General features: G+C 72.0%; 13 protein-coding genes and 1 CRISPR repeat array. Of the genes, 10 read left to right on the top strand and 3 right to left on the bottom strand.

Annotation, left to right across the window (positions count from 1 at the left end):
• Positions 1 to 1,010: 1,010 nt before the first annotated feature.
• The 9 genes from ACLIYP_RS01815 (at position 1,011) to ACLIYP_RS01775 (ending at position 13,965) form a co-directional block, all read left to right on the top strand.
• Positions 1,011 to 3,872 carry a CRISPR-associated endonuclease Cas3'' gene (locus tag ACLIYP_RS01815; protein ID WP_412711423.1) on the top strand — a complete coding sequence of 954 codons (2,862 nt, stop codon included), beginning with the start codon at positions 1,011 to 1,013 and terminating at the stop codon, positions 3,870 to 3,872.
• A gap of 233 nt (positions 3,873 to 4,105) precedes the next feature.
• The gene (gene casA / locus ACLIYP_RS01810) at positions 4,106 to 5,680 is read left to right on the top strand and encodes a type I-E CRISPR-associated protein Cse1/CasA (RefSeq protein ID WP_412711362.1); all 1,575 of its coding nucleotides are present in this window, start codon (positions 4,106 to 4,108) and stop codon (positions 5,678 to 5,680) included.
• 70 nt (positions 5,681 to 5,750) lie between these two features.
• Entirely contained in the window at positions 5,751 to 6,506 is a 756-nt protein-coding gene (gene casB, locus ACLIYP_RS01805) for a type I-E CRISPR-associated protein Cse2/CasB (RefSeq protein WP_279951740.1), read from the top strand.
• A gap of 64 nt (positions 6,507 to 6,570) precedes the next feature.
• Positions 6,571 to 7,752 carry a type I-E CRISPR-associated protein Cas7/Cse4/CasC gene (cas7e, locus tag ACLIYP_RS01800; RefSeq protein WP_279951739.1) on the top strand — a complete coding sequence of 394 codons (1,182 nt, stop codon included), beginning with the start codon at positions 6,571 to 6,573 and terminating at the stop codon, positions 7,750 to 7,752.
• Positions 7,749 to 8,603, top strand: a complete 855-nt coding sequence (cas5e, locus tag ACLIYP_RS01795; protein WP_412711361.1) for a type I-E CRISPR-associated protein Cas5/CasD — start codon at positions 7,749 to 7,751, stop codon at positions 8,601 to 8,603. The genes cas7e and cas5e overlap by 4 nt, the downstream gene beginning before the upstream one ends.
• The gene (gene cas6e, locus ACLIYP_RS01790) at positions 8,600 to 9,277 is read left to right on the top strand and encodes a type I-E CRISPR-associated protein Cas6/Cse3/CasE (RefSeq protein WP_279951737.1); all 678 of its coding nucleotides are present in this window, start codon (positions 8,600 to 8,602) and stop codon (positions 9,275 to 9,277) included. Before cas5e ends, cas6e begins: the two co-directional genes overlap by 4 nt.
• Positions 9,274 to 10,272, top strand: a complete 999-nt coding sequence (gene cas1e, locus ACLIYP_RS01785; RefSeq protein WP_412711360.1) for a type I-E CRISPR-associated endonuclease Cas1e — start codon at positions 9,274 to 9,276, stop codon at positions 10,270 to 10,272. Before cas6e ends, cas1e begins: the two co-directional genes overlap by 4 nt.
• Before the next feature lie 25 nt (positions 10,273 to 10,297).
• On the top strand, positions 10,298 to 10,609 hold the full coding sequence (gene cas2e / locus ACLIYP_RS01780) for a type I-E CRISPR-associated endoribonuclease Cas2e (protein ID WP_279951735.1): 312 nt from the start codon (positions 10,298 to 10,300) through the stop codon (positions 10,607 to 10,609).
• 18 nt (positions 10,610 to 10,627) lie between these two features.
• Positions 10,628 to 11,814: a CRISPR direct-repeat array (repeat unit 29 nt; unit sequence GTCCTCTCCGCGCGAGCGGAGGTGTCCCG).
• Positions 11,815 to 12,921: 1,107 nt separating this feature from the next.
• The gene (locus ACLIYP_RS01775; RefSeq protein WP_412711359.1) at positions 12,922 to 13,965 is read left to right on the top strand and encodes a glycoside hydrolase family 11 protein; all 1,044 of its coding nucleotides are present in this window, start codon (positions 12,922 to 12,924) and stop codon (positions 13,963 to 13,965) included.
• Between the two features lie 165 nt (positions 13,966 to 14,130).
• Here the strand turns inward: ACLIYP_RS01775 and ACLIYP_RS01770 are convergent, their stop codons facing one another.
• The 3 genes from ACLIYP_RS01770 to ACLIYP_RS01760 all read right to left on the bottom strand — a co-directional run bounded on the left by ACLIYP_RS01770 (position 14,131) and on the right by ACLIYP_RS01760 (position 15,898).
• On the bottom strand, positions 14,131 to 14,862 hold the full coding sequence (locus tag ACLIYP_RS01770) for a GntR family transcriptional regulator (protein ID WP_412711358.1): 732 nt from the start codon (positions 14,860 to 14,862) through the stop codon (positions 14,131 to 14,133).
• Between the two features lie 111 nt (positions 14,863 to 14,973).
• On the bottom strand, positions 14,974 to 15,468 hold the full coding sequence (locus ACLIYP_RS01765) for a hypothetical protein (RefSeq protein WP_412711357.1): 495 nt from the start codon (positions 15,466 to 15,468) through the stop codon (positions 14,974 to 14,976).
• A 112-nt stretch (positions 15,469 to 15,580) separates the two neighbouring features.
• Complete coding sequence (locus ACLIYP_RS01760; RefSeq protein ID WP_412711356.1) at positions 15,581 to 15,898, bottom strand: DUF2795 domain-containing protein; 318 nt, start codon at positions 15,896 to 15,898, stop codon at positions 15,581 to 15,583.
• A gap of 124 nt (positions 15,899 to 16,022) precedes the next feature.
• Here ACLIYP_RS01760 and ACLIYP_RS01755 point away from each other — a divergent pair, with 124 nt between their 5' ends.
• Positions 16,023 to 16,790, top strand: coding sequence for a vWA domain-containing protein (locus ACLIYP_RS01755; RefSeq protein WP_412711355.1), 768 nt, complete (start codon positions 16,023 to 16,025; stop codon positions 16,788 to 16,790).
• Positions 16,791 to 16,792 lie beyond the last annotated feature (2 nt).

The raw sequence follows: 16,792 nt of genomic DNA, 5'->3' as shown, positions 1-16,792 counted from the left end.
CACCCCCGCTCGCGCGGGGAGCAGGGCGTCCGGCTCTCCCGCCATCGGGAGTTGGACGGGTCACCCCCGCTCGCGCGGGGAGCAGAGTTTCCCCGCCTCGGAGGCGGAGATGCTCGCCGGGTCACCCCCGCTCGCGCGGGGAGCAGCCGACCAGGCGCAGGGCGCGGGCGCGGGTGCGCGGGTCACCCCCGCTCGCGCGGGGAGCAGGCCGCGTAACCGGCGCGGCCGGCGGGGGGTCACGGGTCACCCCCGCTCGCGCGGAGAGGACACATCGCTCACCAAGCTCGGGCGCAAGCACGGCGGCTCACCTCCGCTCGCGCGGAGAGGACCCTGATATCGATGATCCGGATCATCAGGAGATCGGCTCACCTCCGCTCGCGCGGAGAGGACTGCACGGGGCTGTAGGCGGTGGCGTCGGCAGTCGGCTCACCTCCGCTCGCGCGGAGAGGACCACCGGTCCATCACCCACTGGCTGATCGGGACCGGCTCACCTCCGCTCGCGCGGAGAGGACCACCGGTCCATCACCCACTGGCTGATCGGGACCGGCTCACCTCCGCTCGCGCGGAGAGGACGCCGGGGGCACGCTCAGCACGCGCGCCCGGTACGGCTCACCTCCGCTCGCGCGGAGAGGACCGCTCCGCCTCGCCGGTCATGCCTAGCCCGTCCGGCTCACCTCCGCTCGCGCGGAGAGGACACTTCCGCGATCCACGGGCGCAGCGACACGGACGGCTCACCTCCGCTCGCGCGGAGAGGACGCCGTGGCTGTGCCAGAACATGGACTGTTCGGCGGCTCACCTCCGCTCGCGCGGAGAGGACACTTCCTGACCTGGCCCTTCATCGGGGCTTTGCTTTTTCTTTAATGTTGACTCGGGTCGCTGAGGTGTGCAGCTGGTCTGTCGCATACCGCCGTGGCATGGCAGGGAGTGTACGGGCCGATCGTGCTGAACAGCGTTGTCTGGCCTGAGGTTTGGGGCGATTGTCAGTGGCGGCTGCTATCTCTGCCTTCGTGATGAAGCCCGATCCCTCAACTCAGGTGGCGCCGCTCTTGGATCCCCGCATGTGGGGGAAGGAGAGGGGTCTGCCGAGGCCCTATCCGGTGGTGTGCCATCTGCTGGATACGGCCGCTGTCTTCCAGGCTCTTTGGGACGTGCTGCTAGGCGAGCAGGTACGGGAGCGGATAGCCCTGGCCTTGGGCCTCACAGTGGACGAGTCGCGAGCGGTCCTGGCGTTCTGGGCGGGACTGCACGATCTGGGGAAGATCACGCCACCGTTCCAGGCTCAGGTGCCGGAGGCTTTCGCGGCTGTGCGAGGCGACTCCTCCTACCGGTTCGCGCCGGGGGCGGAGCGTGACCGGGCGTTCCGGCATGAGGCAGCGACGCACTGGGCGCTGGCTCAGCTCTTGGAGGAGATCGGGTATCCCGGTGAGCGCCGGCTGCTGCGGAAGGCTGTCAGCCACCAGGTCGCCCAGCTGCTGGGCGGGCATCACGGCTGTTTCGGCACGGTGTTGAAGTCGAAGGAGCTGGCTCTTGCGAGTGTGTACCGGCCGGGGCTGGGGGAAGAGGGCTGGGCCGAGCAGCGCCGGGTTCACTTCACCGAGCTGCGGCGGATCACTGGCGCTGAGGCGGTGCCCAAGAGGGGGCTGCCTGCTGAGCTGGCTGTAGTGGTCGCCGGTTTGGTCGTGGTCGCGGACTGGTTGGCCAGTCAGACGGATGCGATCGAGCCGCTGCTGCCTCCCGGCGGCTGGCAGGGCACGCCTGAGGATCTCGATGTCCACTGGGCGCGTACGCGGAATGCGGCCTCGGGCCTGGTGAACGCGGCGCAGCTGGGGCGGGCCCGGTTCGTGGCCGAGGAGTTCGGTGCCATGTTCCCGTTCACGCCGAATCCGCTCCAGCAGGATCTGGTCGAGAGGCTGCCAGAGCTGGTCGCGGAGCGGGGGCCGGGACTGTTACTGGTGACCGCGCCGACCGGGGACGGCAAGACCGAGGCCGCGTTGTTCGCCGCGTCGGTGCTCGGGCGGGCCGCTGACGCCCGCGGTCTGTACTTCGCGTTGCCGACCATGGCGACCGCCGATGCGATGTTCCCGCGGGTGAAGGCGTTCGCCGGCAAAGCGCTGAGCGGCGAGCGGGCGCTGACGTTGCTGCATTCCATGGCGTGGCTCAGCCCGGTCTACAGCCAGCGCGAGCACGATGCTGCGCAGCCTGGGGGCATGGAGGTGAGTGCGGAGAAGGCCACAGCCACCGAGGCCGGTGCCTGGCTGCGAGGGGCCAAGCGCGGGCTGCTGGCTCCGCTGGGGGCGGGCACGATCGACCAGGTGCTCGGTGCCGTGCTCCCTCTCACGCACAACGCGTTGCGGCTGTCCGCTCTGTCGGAGAAGGTCTTCGTCGTCGACGAGGCCCATGCGTACGGGCCGTGGATGCACAAGCTCCTGACGCGTCTGCTGGAGTGGCTGGGGGCGTTCGGCGTCCCGGTGGTCTTGCTGTCGGCGACGCTGACGGGCCGTACTGCGGGTTCCCTGGTGAACGCCTACCGGCGGGGTGCCGGGTTCACCGAGCCGTCGGCTGTGGAGCCCTGCTATCCGGGGTGGTTGTTCACCGACGCGGCCTCGGGGGAGGTTGTGGCTCCCCGCGCGGTCGGCAGTGAGCGTGGCCGCACCGTGGAGGTGGCTGTCCGTCCGGTCGTGTGGGATACCGAGGACGGTGTGGGGGCGGCCGTGCGGGCCGGCGGGCGCCGACAGGCGCTGCGGGAGGCGCTGCGGCCGGTGGCGGAGGAGGGCGGCACGGCGCTGGTGTGCTGTACGACGGTGGCCGAGGCCCAGCAGACCTTCCGTGATCTTCGGAAGGCGTTCCCCGAGCTGGCCGGGAGCCGGGGCGGGCTGCGGTTGCTGCACTCGCGGTATCCGGCGACCGTTCGGCAGCGGATCACCGCCGAGTGCGAGGAGGCGTACGGCAAGCCTCGCACGCCGGAGGACGTGGCGCGGCCGCGGCCGGCGTCGATCCTGGTGGCCACGCAGGTGGTTGAGCAGTCCCTGGACCTGGACTTCGACGTGGTGGTCAGTGATCTGGCTCCTCTGGCACAGCTTCTGCAGCGCGCCGGCCGGTGCCGCCGCCATCTGCGGGGAAAGGCGGGGCGCCCTGGGTGGGCACTGCCGGAGGAGCGGCCGCGGCTGGTGGTGCTGGAGCCGGTCGGCGCACGGGGCGGTACGGAGGCGCCGCGCAGTTGGGGCACGGTCTACGACGCCGGGCTGCTGCACCGTACCGCTCATCTGCTGCGCGCCCGGGTGGAGGCCGGGGTCGCGGTGCCCGGTGATGTCCAGCGCCTGATCGACGCGGTGTACGCGGAGGACTTCGTCGACGGGCTGGACGGCGCGGCCGAGCGGGAGGTGCGGCGCATGGATGCCCAGCGGCACGCGGAAGAGGCGGCCGAGGAACATCTGGCCGGCATGGTGGGCATCTGCGCGCCGGCCGATGTGGCCGGCGACCTCCACCAGCTCTCCCGCCGGGAGGTCGGGGTCGGTGAGGAGTTGCTCACCACGCGGCTGGGCGCGGACAGCGGGCGGGTGCTGTGCCTGTACGAGCAGCCCGACGGAACCCTCACGCTGGACGCCTCGGGGAAGCTGCCGCTTCCCGCCGGCGGCAGGCGGGGCCTGGGCCGGGAGGAGCTTGCGCAGATCATGAACCATGTCGCCCCGGTGCCGGGGAAGTGGCTGCGTCACGGCCCCGACGGTCTGCCCGCCCCGGCGGGCTGGGACAAGCAGCCCCTGCTGCGGGATCTGGTGGTGCTGCGCATGCAACCGGGCGGCGAGGGCACCTGGAGCTGCCGCCACGGGGACCGGACGATCACGATCAGCGAGGTCGGTCTGGAAGCAGCCTGAGCCGACTTTGTCAAACCTTAGTCGCCTTCGGCTACAGGCTTGCTACGTTGAGTCGCCACCAAGGTCGAGTCCCTGCCGGGGGGCTACTGCGCAGGGCGCGACCGCCGGTGGTCTACGCCCGCCTGCGCGGGCACGAGGGGACGATCCCGGCTCATCGCCGTAGGCGACAGGCGGATCACCCCCGCTTCCGGTGCGGGGATCCCACCTCATTCTGGCCCACTGACAGGAGCTTGATGCCCACCCACGCCTACAACCTGCTCGACGAACCTTGGATCCCCGTGCGCTGGAGACCGGATGCGCCCCGGCCCGCAGACGGTGAACTGCCCGGCCGGGTCGGGCTGCGGGAGGTACTGGAGCGCAGCGCCGACATCACCGGCCTGGCGGTGCCCGTGCCGCCCGCCCATTCGGCGCTGCTGCGGATCCTGTACGCGCTGACCGCCCGGGTGACCGGTCTGGACGAGGCCGGTCCCGGGGACTGGGGGGAGCGCCGACAGCAGATCCTCGAGGACGGGCACCTGCCTCCGGCGGGCATCGATTCCTATCTCGCCCGGTACCGCGACCGGTTCTTCCTCTACGCCCCCGACGGCGGACGCCCGTGGATGCAGGATCCACGCCTGGCGGCGCAGTGCGATGCGGGCAACACCGCCGGGGTGAACAAGCTGATCGTGACCCGGCCCGCAGGCAACAACCACGCCTGGTTCCGGCACGGCAGCGACGCGGCCCCGGACCTTCCCACCGCGCCGGAGGCGGTGTTGAACCTGCTGGTGTGGCACTACTACGGCCCCTCGGGGCGCTGTTCGGCCCGCGAGGTCAACGGGGCCAAGACGGCGAGCGCGACAGCCGGCCCGCTGCGGACCGCGCTGTCCTACCACCCCGAAGGGAACACGCTGCTGGAGACGCTGCTGGCCGGCCTGACCCCGCCGGAGACCACCGTGCGGCGTACCGAGGACCGGTGCCCGTGGGAGTGGGACGACCTGCCCGACCCCGACGCCGCTCCCCCGGTCCCCTCGGGGCCGTGCTCGCGTCTGACCGCCTGCTCCCAGCACGCTGTGCTGCTGGTGCCGGACGAGCGCGACCCGGGGTTGGTGCGGGAAGCCTTCATCACCTGGGCCTACCGCACCGGCCGCATCCCCAGGGACGACAACTATCTGATCTGGCAGATCAGCCAGCAGGGCAACCGCTATCCCCGCCCGGCCGACTCCCGCCGCGCGCTGTGGCGCGACCTGGACGCCCTGCTGATGAACCACCCGGCCGGCGCCTCCCAGCCCCAGCAGCCCAAAGTGTTCGACACCGCGTATGAGGTGTCCGAGGACCTGCGGGTGCGGGCACTGGGCTTCGAGCAGGAAGGGCAGGCCAAGGACACCCAGTTCGTCGACGGCTCCACCCCGCCGGTCCTCGGCTACATCGAGGACCTCGCCCCCAGGACCGCGCCGGCGGTGGCGCGGATGCGGCAGCTCGGTGAGATGTACGGCTACCGCCTGGAGCGGGCGGTGCGGCGGGCCTGGACGACGTACATGGACGACGCGAAAGCCGACGCGGAGACCTGGGAGGCCGAGGCGGGTGCCCGGTACTGGCCGCAGGCCGAAGCCGAGTTCTGGGCGCGGTTCCGGGCCCTGGACCGCACCGGGCAGAGCCTCGACGTCGGCTTCGACCCCGCAGCCACCCGTGCGGCGTTCCTGCGCCTGGCCGAGCAGGCGTTCGATGCCGTGACCGCGTCGGTCACCCGCACGCTGCGCGGTGCGAAGGCGGTGTCCACCGCCCGTCTGGAGCTGTACGGCGGCCGCCGCAAAAAGAAGAAGACCCCCTGACCTGCCCGCAGCCCTTCCCCGGGCCGCATCTCTTTTCCACCGGCACCACGATCGGACGGAGAACCCGCTCATGGCCACTGACGAGTCACCACCCGGCGCCCCGGCCACTGCCCGGCGCACGCAGCGCCTGGCCTACACCACGTGGATCGAGCAGCTGTGCGCCGGCGATCCCGGGGCCCGCACCGCGCTGCGCAGCGGCATCCGCCGCGGCCTCGATGAGGTACCGCGCATGCACCGCCTGATCACCCGCTGGCTGCCGCAGGACCGGTACGTACCCGACACCGAACAGCGGGCGTACTACACGGTGGCCGCGATGATCGCCGATCAGCCTCGCAGCAGCTACACCACCACCGCCGTCGCCGTCGAGCCGGACACCGAGCAGGACGCCGGCCCGGTCGACAGCCCCAGCCCTGGCAGCGAGCCGAGCAGCCCGGAAGAGACCGCGTCGCGCCGGACAAGCGCGTCTCGTGGAGACCGTTACGGCGCCAGCCTCGGCACGGCCCTGGCGACCGCGGTCACCCAAGGGCCGGGCCGGGAGAGGGAGATGCGCGAGTCCACCGCGGAGGCCCGCCTCAACCTCCTGACCCGGCAGAGCGTCAACGGCCTCCACCGGCACCTGCCCGCCACCATTCGCTACCTGCGCGAGGTCGGCGTGCCCGTCGACTGGGCCCAGCTGCTGGACGACCTGATCGCCTGGCCCGTCCACTCCGGGCAGATCTCCCGCCGCTGGCTGCAGGACTACTACCGAGCGCGCGCCCGGGACGAACGCAACAAGGCCGAGGAAGACGACCGGCAGGAGCTGCAGGAATCCGGACTGCTGCCATAAAGCCCCCTCGCGGCCCCACCACGCCTCACACCCCGCACCACCACACGAAGGAGACCCATCCGTCATGACCGCCCCGGCCCGCTTCATCGACATCCACGCCCTGCAGTCCGTCCCCTTCTCCAACCTCAACCGGGACGACACCAACTCCGTCAAGACCGTCCAGTACGGCAACACCCTGCGCACCCGGGTCAGCAGCCAGTCCTGGAAGCGCGCCACGCGCACCCTGTTCCAGGAGAAGATCGGCGAGGCGGCGCTGCGCACCCGCCGCATCGGTGAGCGCGTCACCCGCGAACTGGAAGGGCGCGGCTGGCCCGGCGAGCTCGCCCAGCGGGCCGGCGGGCACATCGCGGCCGGCAGCAGCATCAAGTTCGAGCTGGCCAAGAACCCCGACGACCCCAAGCAGACCGTCCCCAACAAGGTCCTCACCAACGCCATGGTCTACGTGCCCGAGATCGCGGTCACCGAGCTGGCAGACCTCGCCGAGCAGCACCGCGACAAGCTGGAGGCCGCCAAGGACATCAAGAAGCCCGCCGACAAAAGCGTCCTGCCCACCGACCGGATCGAAGCGGTGCTCCGCTCCCGCAACGGCGTCATCAACCTCTTCGGCCGGATGCTCGCCGAGGTCGACGACGCCGGCGTCGACGGCGCCGTGCAGGTCGCCCACGCCCTGACCACCCACGCCACCGACGTCGAACTCGACTACTTCTCCGCCGTCGACGACATCACCGACGCCTGGGGTGATGCGACCGGCAGCGGCCACATGGGCCACGCCGAGTTCAGCGCCGGCACCTTCTACCGCTACGCCACCATCGACCTGCGCGATCTGGCCCACAACATCGGCGACGAGCCGCAGGCGGCCCGCAACCTGGTCGCCGCGTTCCTGGCCGCGTTCATCGAGTCCCTGCCCCAGGCCAAGAAGAACTCCACCGCCGCGCACACCATCCCCGGCCTCGTCCACATCGCGGTGCGCTCCGACCGTCCCCTGTCCTACGCGGCCGCTTTCGAAGAGCCCGTCCGCGCCGACACCGCAGGCGGCTTCGCCGCCCGTTCCGCCGAGCGACTGGACACCTACGCGCAGGCCGCGAACACCCTCCTGGGCACCGGCCGCATCCTCACCTCCGGCTGGGCGGGTCTGGAGGCCAAGGACCTGACCGGCCTCGGCCGGCAGCACGGCTCCTTCGACGCCCTGATCGCCGACGCCCTGGACGCCGCTCTGGCCCGCAACGACGCCGAGGCCACCGCATGACCAGCCCGGCCGCACCAGCCCCCGAGCCCGGCCTGCTGCTGCGCCTGACCGGACCGCTGCAGTCCTGGGGAGAACACAGCCACTTCAACGACCGCGACACCGCGGGCTTCCCCACCCGCTCCGGCCTCATCGGCCTGCTGGCCGCCGCCCTGGGACGGCACCGGAACGAGCCCATCGACGACCTGGCCCGCCTGTCGCTGACCGTGCGCACCGACCGGCCCGGTGTCCTCCTGCGCGACCTGCACACCGTCGGCGGCGGCCTGCCCGCCAAAGCCACCGTCACCACGGCCGAAGGCAAGAAACGCAGCGGTGACACCGCCACCCTGCTCACTCACCGCGCCTATCTCGCCGACGCCGCCTTCACCGTCGCCCTCACCGCCACCGGCCCCGGCGACACCGACACCCTGGCCCGCTGCGCCCAAGCCCTGCGCACCCCGCACTGGCCCCTGTTCCTGGGACGCCGCTCCTGCCCGCCCGAGGGACCCCTCCTGCTCGGCGAGAGCGACAACGCCCTGCACCACCTGCTCCACCTGCCCCTGGCCGCCCACCGGCCACCCCGGGAAGGGCACGACACCGAGTTCCTCTCCGACCGGCCCCTGGACCGCCTCCCCGTGCCGGAGCACCTCACCACCGCCGACGGCCAGGACGGCACCCACCCCGCCGGCGAGGTCAACGACGAACCGATCTCCTTCCACCCGCGCCGCCGCACCCACCGGGCCCGCCCCCTGTACCGGCGCACACTCCACCTGCCCGACACCCAGTACGCCGGCCTGGGCACCGGCCACCTCGCCCGGCTCCACACCTACCTCAACGCCCACCTGCCCCGTCCCGAAGGGAGGAGCCACCGGTGACCGTCTGGCTCACCCGCATCGTCCCCGACCCGCGCTCACGCGAGGCCCGCCGCGACACCACCGGCACCGACGCGGCCATCCACCTGCACCGCCGTCTGATGTCCCTCTTTCCCGACGGTGCCGGCCCCGACCCGCGCGCCCGCTTCGGCGTCCTGTTCCGCACCGAGGACACCCCCGCCGGCCTCCACCTGCTGCTGCAGAGCAACCACGAGCCCGACCTGGACCGCCTCCCCGCCGGCTACAGCACTACCGCCCTCACCCGCCCCCTGGACCCCCTCCTGGACGCCCTGCGCCCCGGACTGACCATCCGCTACCGGTGCGTGGCCAATGCCGTCCGCAAACCCGGCGCCACCACCCGGGCCCTGTACAACCTGCCCGCCGTCGTCCCCCTCACCGGCCCCGCGGCCGACGATTGGTGGTTGCGCCAGACCGACACCGCAGGCCTGAAACCGCTCAGTCTCCACTCCCAGCCGCTGGACACCGTCCACGGCCGGCGCGGCACCCACGGGGCGGCCGCCCAACAGCGCGTCCGCCACGCCCGCACCCGCTTCGACGGCACCGCCGCCATCACCGACCCCGACCAACTCCGCGCGAAGATCATCGACGGCATCGGCCGCGGCAAACCCTACGGCTGCGGCCTGCTCAGCATCGCTCCCGCCAGGGAGGTCGCATGACATCCACCACTCCCCCGCCCCGCGCCCAGCGTGCCCCCGCCGACGCCCGCCGCAGACTCGCCGCCCCCACCGTCGCCATGCTGCCCCGCATCGCCGACTCCCTGTCCTTCCTCTACCTGGACATCGTCCGCATCCAGCAGGACGACACCGGCGTCTGCGCCGAAGTCACCACCGAGCACCGCGGCACCGAAACCGTCTACTTGCCCACCGCCGCCCTCAGCTGCGTCCTCCTGGGCCCCGGCACCTCCATCACCGCCCGCGCCCTGGCCACCCTCGCCCGGCACGGCACCACCGTCGTCATCACCGGCTCCGGCGGGGTGCGCTGCTACGCCGCAGCCCTGCCCGACTCCCTCACCACCACCTGGCTGGAACGCCAAACCCGCGCCTGGGCCGACGACACCCGGCGCCTGGCCATAGCCACCGCGATGTACGAGAAACGCTTCGGCACCGCAACCGTCCCGCCCGGCACCACCCTCGCTCAACTCCGCGGCATGGAAGGCCAGCGCGTCAAAGCCCACTACCGGCTCCTCGCCCAGCAGTACAAGATCGGCCGCTTCCGCCGCGCCTACGACCCCGCATCCTGGGACTCCCAGGATCCCGTCAACCTGGCGCTGTCCTCGGCCAACACCTGCCTGTACGGCATCGTCCACGCCGCGATCCTCGCCCTGGGCTGCTCGCCGGCCCTCGGTTACGTCCACAGCGGCAACCAGCAAGCCTTCGTCTACGACATCGCCGACCTCTACAAGGCCGAACTGACCATCCCCCTGGCCTTCTCCCTCCACGCCTCCACCAATCCCGAAGCCGAAGCCCGCCGGTCCTTCCGTGACGGCCTGCGCCTGTTCAAGCTCCTGCCGCGCATCGTCGCCGACATCCAACGTCTCCTTGACCCTGACACCGAGTACGACATCCCCGACCCCGAAGAACAGCTCGTGGACCTCTGGGACCCGGTAGCCGGAGCCATCCCCGGCGGCACCAACCACGGGATGGCCTCATGACAGACGCTCCGGGAGGGCACCGGCCTTGTCCTCGATGATCGTCATCTCCGCGACCGCGGTCCCCGACCACCTCAGAGGCGCCCTGACCCGCTGGCTGCTGGAAGTCACGCCGGAGCTGTACGTAGGCACCGTCTCCGCCCGGGTCCGCGACGAGCTATGGGACTCGGTCGCCGCCTGCGCCGGCGACGGCATGGCCGTCCTGGCCTACCCCGCCGACAACGAACAGGGGTTCTCACTCCGCACCGCCGGCACCCGCCGCAGGGAACCACTCGACTTCGACGGCCTGACCCTGATCGCCTTCCGCAGAGAAAGTCAAGAGACGGCAAAGCGCTTCTAACGCCGCAGGTCAGGAAGTGTCCTCTCCGCGCGAGCGGAGGTGTCCCGGCCGACCCCCGCGCGATGTCGTCGTCGGCTACGTCCTCTCCGCGCGAGCGGAGGTGTCCCGGACGAGGGCATGACCCGGGCCGCCGAGCACACGTCCTCTCCGCGCGAGCGGAGGTGTCCCGGTGTACGACGTGCCCGGGGCGAGTCCGCCCATGTCCTCTCCGCGCGAGCGGAGGTGTCCCGCAGCGACCGCGCAGCCGCACGTGCCGCCTTCCGTCCTCTCCGCGCGAGCGGAGGTGTCCCGGACTGCGCCAGCCCCGTGCGGCCCGTCGACAGGTCCTCTCCGCGCGAGCGGAGGTGTCCCGCGGGCCCAGGCCGTCTTGGTGCGTATGGAGTCGTCCTCTCCGCGCGAGCGGAGGTGTCCCGTCGCGGCAGTAGGTCTCCGGGTAGACGCCGGAGTCCTCTCCGCGCGAGCGGAGGTGTCCCGGAACGCCGCCCGAAGAAGGACCCGAACGCCCTGTCCTCTCCGCGCGAGCGGAGGTGTCCCGCACGGCGCCCCCGCCAACGTCATCCAGCTCCCGTCCTCTCCGCGCGAGCGGAGGTGTCCCGCCCTCCAAGATGTGCCGCCGGTACCAGGCGCCGTCCTCTCCGCGCGAGCGGAGGTGTCCCGGTGCTTGTCGGGGTCGGACAGGCGCATTCCGGGTCCTCTCCGCGCGAGCGGAGGTGTCCCGGCCTTCATGCCGGGGGTGGTGAACAGGGTCGGGTCCTCTCCGCGCGAGCGGAGGTGTCCCGTTGGTGGTGGAGCCGAACGCGATCAGCAGGCGGTCCTCTCCGCGCGAGCGGAGGTGTCCCGAAGCGGCTCGGGGAGGAGCGGGCGTGCGCGGTGTCCTCTCCGCGCGAGCGGAGATGTCCCGGTGCTGCCCGCGTTCGGTGAGCTGGCCGGGGCGTCCTCTCCGCGCGAGCGGAGGCGTCCCGAGGATCGCGGCGAGTACGAGTGCGGTGCCGCCGTCCTCTCCGCGCGAGCGGAGGTGTCCCGCCGCCCGTCGAGCAGGAGCCGGACGACGAGGGGTCCTCTCCGCGCGAGCGGAGGTGTCCCGCGGTGGATCTTTCCTCGGGACGCCCACTTGCGTCCTCTCCGCGCGAGCGGAGGTGTTCTGTCTCGGAACTGGTCCGGCAGGAACCGGACCATGTCCTCTCCGCGCGAGCGGAGGCGAACCGGACAAGCGGCCGGGCTACTGCTACCTCTGGCACCATGGCTTGGTGTTGAGGAGCCACTGTGGTCAAGCAACGGCAAAGCCCTCCTAACGTTGCAGGTCAAAAAGCCTGGTCCCCGCGCGAGCGGGGGTGATCCGCCGAACTCTTCGCCGTACGCCTCACGGACGGCCTGGTCCCCGCGCGAGCGGGGGTGATCCGGAGATCGTCCGGCAGGCCGCCGTAGCGCGCCGCTGGTCCCCGCGCGAGCGGAGAGCAGCGGCCCGGGCAGGGCAGCCGATGACCTCACGCGCGTCACCTCCGTGCTTACGGCGTCGCTTTGCCTGAGCGGCTCAGCCGGTCAGAAGGGGGACACGCCCCATACCATCGGAGGGTGCGGGAGACTTGGCGGTCCTGCGCATGGCTCGTCGGGGACTGGCTGAAGAAAGTCCCTGAGAAGTCCCTGAAGCCCCGGCGATCGGTTTCCCGCTTCCGTAACGGCAGGTCAGGACTTGATCGACTGTCCGGGAAGCCTGTAGGTCAAGTACAAGGAGACCGCCCGCGGCGGGCTGGCCGTCAACGTCATCGAGTGCTGAAGGGGCCGCCCCGGCCGCCCCGCTTCCCTCACCCCGTCCCCGGCCCGGATCTCTTCCGGGCCGGGGACGGCCGTGTTCCGCCCCGTTCCCCACCGCATCCGGCCGCATCCGGCACCGCAACTTCCGGATATGTTCCGGAAGTTGCGGTGCCGATCTCCCGAACCGTGGCCACATGATCGAAACCGTCGCCGGAAGCAGCCGGGGGAATCCCGCCGTGCATGGCATCTGAACAGGGGTTATCCGGCCCCGGAAGGATTCACGGCGTCAGATACCTTCCGTAATCCTTGCGGAAACCGTTGACAACCCTGTGGGGCGAATCAACACTGTCGGCGTCGACAGGCCCCGACCGCTGTCGGCCCGGGCCACCCGGCGTGGCCCGGTTACCCGGTCGTCGGCCGTGCGACGACCGACCGATCGACTCCCACCGTCGTCGTACGCACCGGCGTGCGGTGACCGGCCCACCCCGGGCCGGGGTGACCCACGCCGGTCCGTACGCGCTGCCTGGCATCGCCGCCGACCCCTACGAGGAGGCACGCACATGCACGACGCTCCCGCACAGCGGAAGAGACGCAGACCCGGCCGTATCGGCCTGCTGCCCAGGAGCAGCCGGTTCGCCCGGCTGAAGCTGCTCATCGCCAGTGCCTGCGCCGCACTGCTCGCGACCCTGGCGCTCCCGCCCGGCGCCGCCCACGCCCAGACCGTCACCTCGAACCAGACGGGCAACCACAACGGGTACTTCTACTCGTTCTGGACCGACGCCCCGGGGACGGTGTCCGCCACCATGGGATCCGGTGGCAACTACAGCACCTCGTGGCGCAACACCGGCAACTTCGTCATCGGCAAGGGCTGGAGCACCGGCGGGCGCCGGACCGTGACCTACTCCGGCAGCTTCAACCCGTCCGGCAACGCCTATCTGACGCTCTACGGGTGGTCCAGGAACCCGCTCGTGGAGTACTACATCGTCGACAACTGGGGCACCTACCGGCCCACCGGGACCTTCAAGGGCACGGTCACCACCGACGGCGGCACGTACGACATCTACCAGACCACGCGGTACAACGCCCCCTCCATCGAGGGGAACAAGACCTTCAACCAGTACTGGAGCGTGCGGCAGCAGAAGAGGACCGGCGGGACCATCACCACCGGCAACCACTTCGACGCGTGGGCCCGCGCCGGAATGCAGCTGGGCAGCCATGACTACATGATCATGGCGACCGAGGGCTACCAGAGCAGCGGAAGCTCCAACATCACCGTGGGCGGCACCTCCGGCGGCGGTGACACCGGTGGTGGTGGCGGCGGTGGTGGCGGCGGCGGTGGCGGCTGCACCGCGACCCTGTCCGCGGGCGAGCGGTGGGACGACCGGTACAACCTCAACGTCTCGGTGTCCGGCTCCAGCAACTGGACCGTGACGATGAACGTCCCCTCCCCCGCCACGATCCTGTCGACCTGGAACATCACCGCCACCTGGCCCAGCAGCCAGGTGCTGGTGGCCAGGCCCAACGGCAGCGGCAACAACTTCGGGGTCACCATCAAGCACAACGGCAACTGGACCTGGCCGACGGTGTCCTGCAGCACCGGCTAGCTCCCGGAGAGCACCACGAGCACCGCACCTGTGGCGCGGCGGCCCACCGGCCGCCGCGCCACAGCGCTCACGAGGAGACCCCGGGCCCCGGACGGGCGGACGGCAGGCAGCAGGCGACAGGCGGCAGGCAGCAGGCGGCAATCCCCGCCACGCCGAGCCCGTGGGCTACCCCCGCCCGGCCCCGGCCCGCCCGTTCCCGCCCCGTCCGGGGACACGCTCACGGCGGCGGACAGCCCACAGGGCGCGGGCCTGGGTGAGGTGGTGGCGCATGCGCCGCTCGGCGCCGTCCGCGTCGCCGGCCAGCATCAGGTCCAGCAGTTCGATGTGCTCGCGCGCGGACTCGACCAGCACACGCGTGCCACCGGCGCCGGTGAGGGCGCCGGCCAGCCCGTGGAGGCGGGAGCGGCGGCGCAGGTCGCCCACGGTCTCCACCAGGCGGGGATTGCCCGCCAGGGAGAGCAGGCCGAGGTGGAAGCGGTGGTCCGCGTCCAGGTAGGAGACCAGATCGCCGGCGCGGGCGGCGGCCACGGCCTCGTCGGCGGCGGGCCTCAGCTCGGCCAGTTGCCCGGCGGTGGCCACCCGTGCCACCCGGGCGGCGGTCGGAACCTCTATCAGTGCGCGGATCTCGGTGAAGTCCGCCAGGTCCCGCTCGGTGGTCTCAGTCACCCGGAACCCTTTGTTCCGCACCGTCTCGACCAGTCCCTCGCGCGCCAGGTCCAGCATGGCCTCGCGCACGGGGGTGGCCGAGACGCCGTACTCGGCGGCGAGAGCGGGGGCGGAGTAGACCCTCCCGGGCCGCAGTTCGCCCGCGGTCAGCGCGGCGCGGAGGGCGTCGGCCACCTGCTCGCGCACGGGCTGGTGCGGCGATACGGGTCTGCGGGGCCGGGAGTCGCTCATGGTGGCCTTTCGTGACTGGCTGGCCCCCAGCGTAGGCGGTTCCGGCCGGCGCCCCGGCCCCCGTACGGCCGCCACCCGCCGCGGCGGCGGGAGCGCAACCCCCCGCGCCGGTCAGCGGCGGGGCTTGGTCTCGTAACGGGGACCGAGGCCGGGGCCGGCGTCCTCCTGGACCTCGGTGGCCAGCTTGTGGACGGCCACCAGATCGTGCAGCAGCACCCGGGTGCGCTCCTCGGGCAGGTCCGCGGCCCGGGAGACGTCCTGGAGGTGGACGGGCTCGCCGGGGTGCCTGCCCTCCTCCGCGGCGAGGGCGCGGAAGACCTTCTCGTGCTCCTCGCCGTACGGCGGCGCACCGCGGCCGGTGAAGGTGCGGCCGGTCCGCTCCGCCGGCCGGGAGCCGCTGTCCGCGGCGCGCCGGCCCTGCTTGCCCTGGTCGCGGGTCTCCAGCCGCTCCTCGTGCGTGATCGCGGACCGGCCGGTGAGGTGGGTGCGCTGCTTGGACGCGCCGGTGGTCTCGCTCCGCTCGCTGGGCTGCCGTCCGGCCCGCTCGGCCTCGCGGGCCGCGGCCCGCTTCTGGTCCTCGTCGCCTTCCATCTTCCTGCCCGACACGGGGCCTCCCTTCAGTGGCTCGGGACCCCGGTCTCCGGGGGGCGGGAACTCGAGGTCCCGGGGTCGCTTCCGTCGGTCGGTGTCCCTTCCGCCGGGGCCGCGTTGCGCGCCTTCAGCGGTCCAGCTCGTCCTCCACCGGAGGTTTGGGGGCGTCCCGCAGACGCTGCGAGAGTCCCGGCCTGCCGCCCTTCCGGGCCTGCTCGGCCTGCTGGGCGGCACTGTGCCCGGGGTCGGAGTCGGGGTCGACCCGCACCGAGCGCGCGACCTGGTCGCGGTTGTCGTAGCGGTCCGGGGGGATGCGGCGCAGCGCCTTGAGCGCCTCGCCGGAGGCGCCGCCGACCTCCGCGGCCCGCAGCAGTTCGTCCTCGTCCGCCGGGAAGTCGACGTCCTTCAGGGCACCGACGATCTCCTGTACGTCCGTATGGGCCATGCCGTGCGGGTCACCGGCACACCGGGATGAAAACCGTCGATGGGGGCCGGTCGTCCACAGGGGTCCTGCAGCCGCCCGCTCTCGGTTACCCTCGGCGTCCGCAGCACCGAGCGCAGGGGGCGTGATGGCCGTCGACCACGTGAAGAGGCCGGGTTCCGGTTCCGGGTCCGGGTCCGGGTCCGGGTCCGCGATCAGTCTGGAGAAGGTGGAGGCCGCCGCCCCCGGGCTGGTGAGCCTGTACAAGCAGGCCGCGGTCAGCCTGGAGAAGCACCGGCTGTCGGGGCAGCGGGCCGCGGTCTACCTGGTGCTGGACCGCTCCGGTTCGATGCGGCCGTACTACCGCGACGGCACCGTGCAGCACCTGGCCGAGCAGGTCCTCGGGCTGGCCGCGCACCTGGACGACGACGGGCGGGTGCCGGTGGTCTTCTTCAGCACCGGCGTGGACGGGACCGCCGAGGTGGCGCTGGAGGACTACGCCGGGCGCGTCGAGGCCCTCCACTCCCGTCTGGGGCACATGGGCCGCACCAACTACCACCTCGCGATGGAGGCGGTGATCGACCACTACCGGGCGAGCGGTTCCACCGATCCGGCGCTGGTGGTCTTCCAGACCGACGGCGGCCCCACCTCGAAGGCCGCCGCCGAGCGCGTGCTGTGCGAGTCCTCGCGCCTGCCGCTGTTCTGGCAGTTCGTCGGGTTCGGGGAGGACGAGTTCCGCTTCCTGCGGAAGCTGGACGACCTGCCCGTGCCGGGGAAGCGGGCGGTGGACAACGCCGGGTTCTTCGCGGCCGGCCCCGATCCGCGCGCCGTACCCGACGCGGAGCTGTACGACCGGCTGACCGGCGAGTTCCCCGACTGGCTGAGGGCCGCCCGGGCCGGCGGCATCGTGCGCTGACC

It is taken from the genome of Streptomyces nanhaiensis (assembly GCF_046614825.1).
Taxonomy (GTDB): domain Bacteria; phylum Actinomycetota; class Actinomycetes; order Streptomycetales; family Streptomycetaceae; genus Streptomyces; species Streptomyces radiopugnans.
This window is presented reverse-complemented; position numbering and strand designations above follow the sequence as displayed.

Excerpts from the sequence above, each read along its gene's own strand:
- casA (WP_412711362.1), top strand. The coding sequence starts at position 4,106 with ATGCCCACCCACGCCTACAACCTGCTCGACGAACCTTGGATCCCCGTG.
- ACLIYP_RS01755 (WP_412711355.1), top strand. The coding sequence starts at position 16,023 with ATGGCCGTCGACCACGTGAAGAGGCCGGGTTCCGGTTCCGGGTCCGGG.
- cas1e (WP_412711360.1), top strand. The coding sequence starts at position 9,274 with ATGACATCCACCACTCCCCCGCCCCGCGCCCAGCGTGCCCCCGCCGAC.
- ACLIYP_RS01760 (WP_412711356.1), bottom strand. The coding sequence starts at position 15,898 with ATGGCCCATACGGACGTACAGGAGATCGTCGGTGCCCTGAAGGACGTC.
- ACLIYP_RS01815 (WP_412711423.1), top strand. The coding sequence starts at position 1,011 with ATGAAGCCCGATCCCTCAACTCAGGTGGCGCCGCTCTTGGATCCCCGC.
- cas5e (WP_412711361.1), top strand. The coding sequence starts at position 7,749 with ATGACCAGCCCGGCCGCACCAGCCCCCGAGCCCGGCCTGCTGCTGCGC.
- cas7e (WP_279951739.1), top strand. The coding sequence starts at position 6,571 with ATGACCGCCCCGGCCCGCTTCATCGACATCCACGCCCTGCAGTCCGTC.
- ACLIYP_RS01775 (WP_412711359.1), top strand. The coding sequence starts at position 12,922 with ATGCACGACGCTCCCGCACAGCGGAAGAGACGCAGACCCGGCCGTATC.
- casB (WP_279951740.1), top strand. The coding sequence starts at position 5,751 with ATGGCCACTGACGAGTCACCACCCGGCGCCCCGGCCACTGCCCGGCGC.
- ACLIYP_RS01770 (WP_412711358.1), bottom strand. The coding sequence starts at position 14,862 with ATGAGCGACTCCCGGCCCCGCAGACCCGTATCGCCGCACCAGCCCGTG.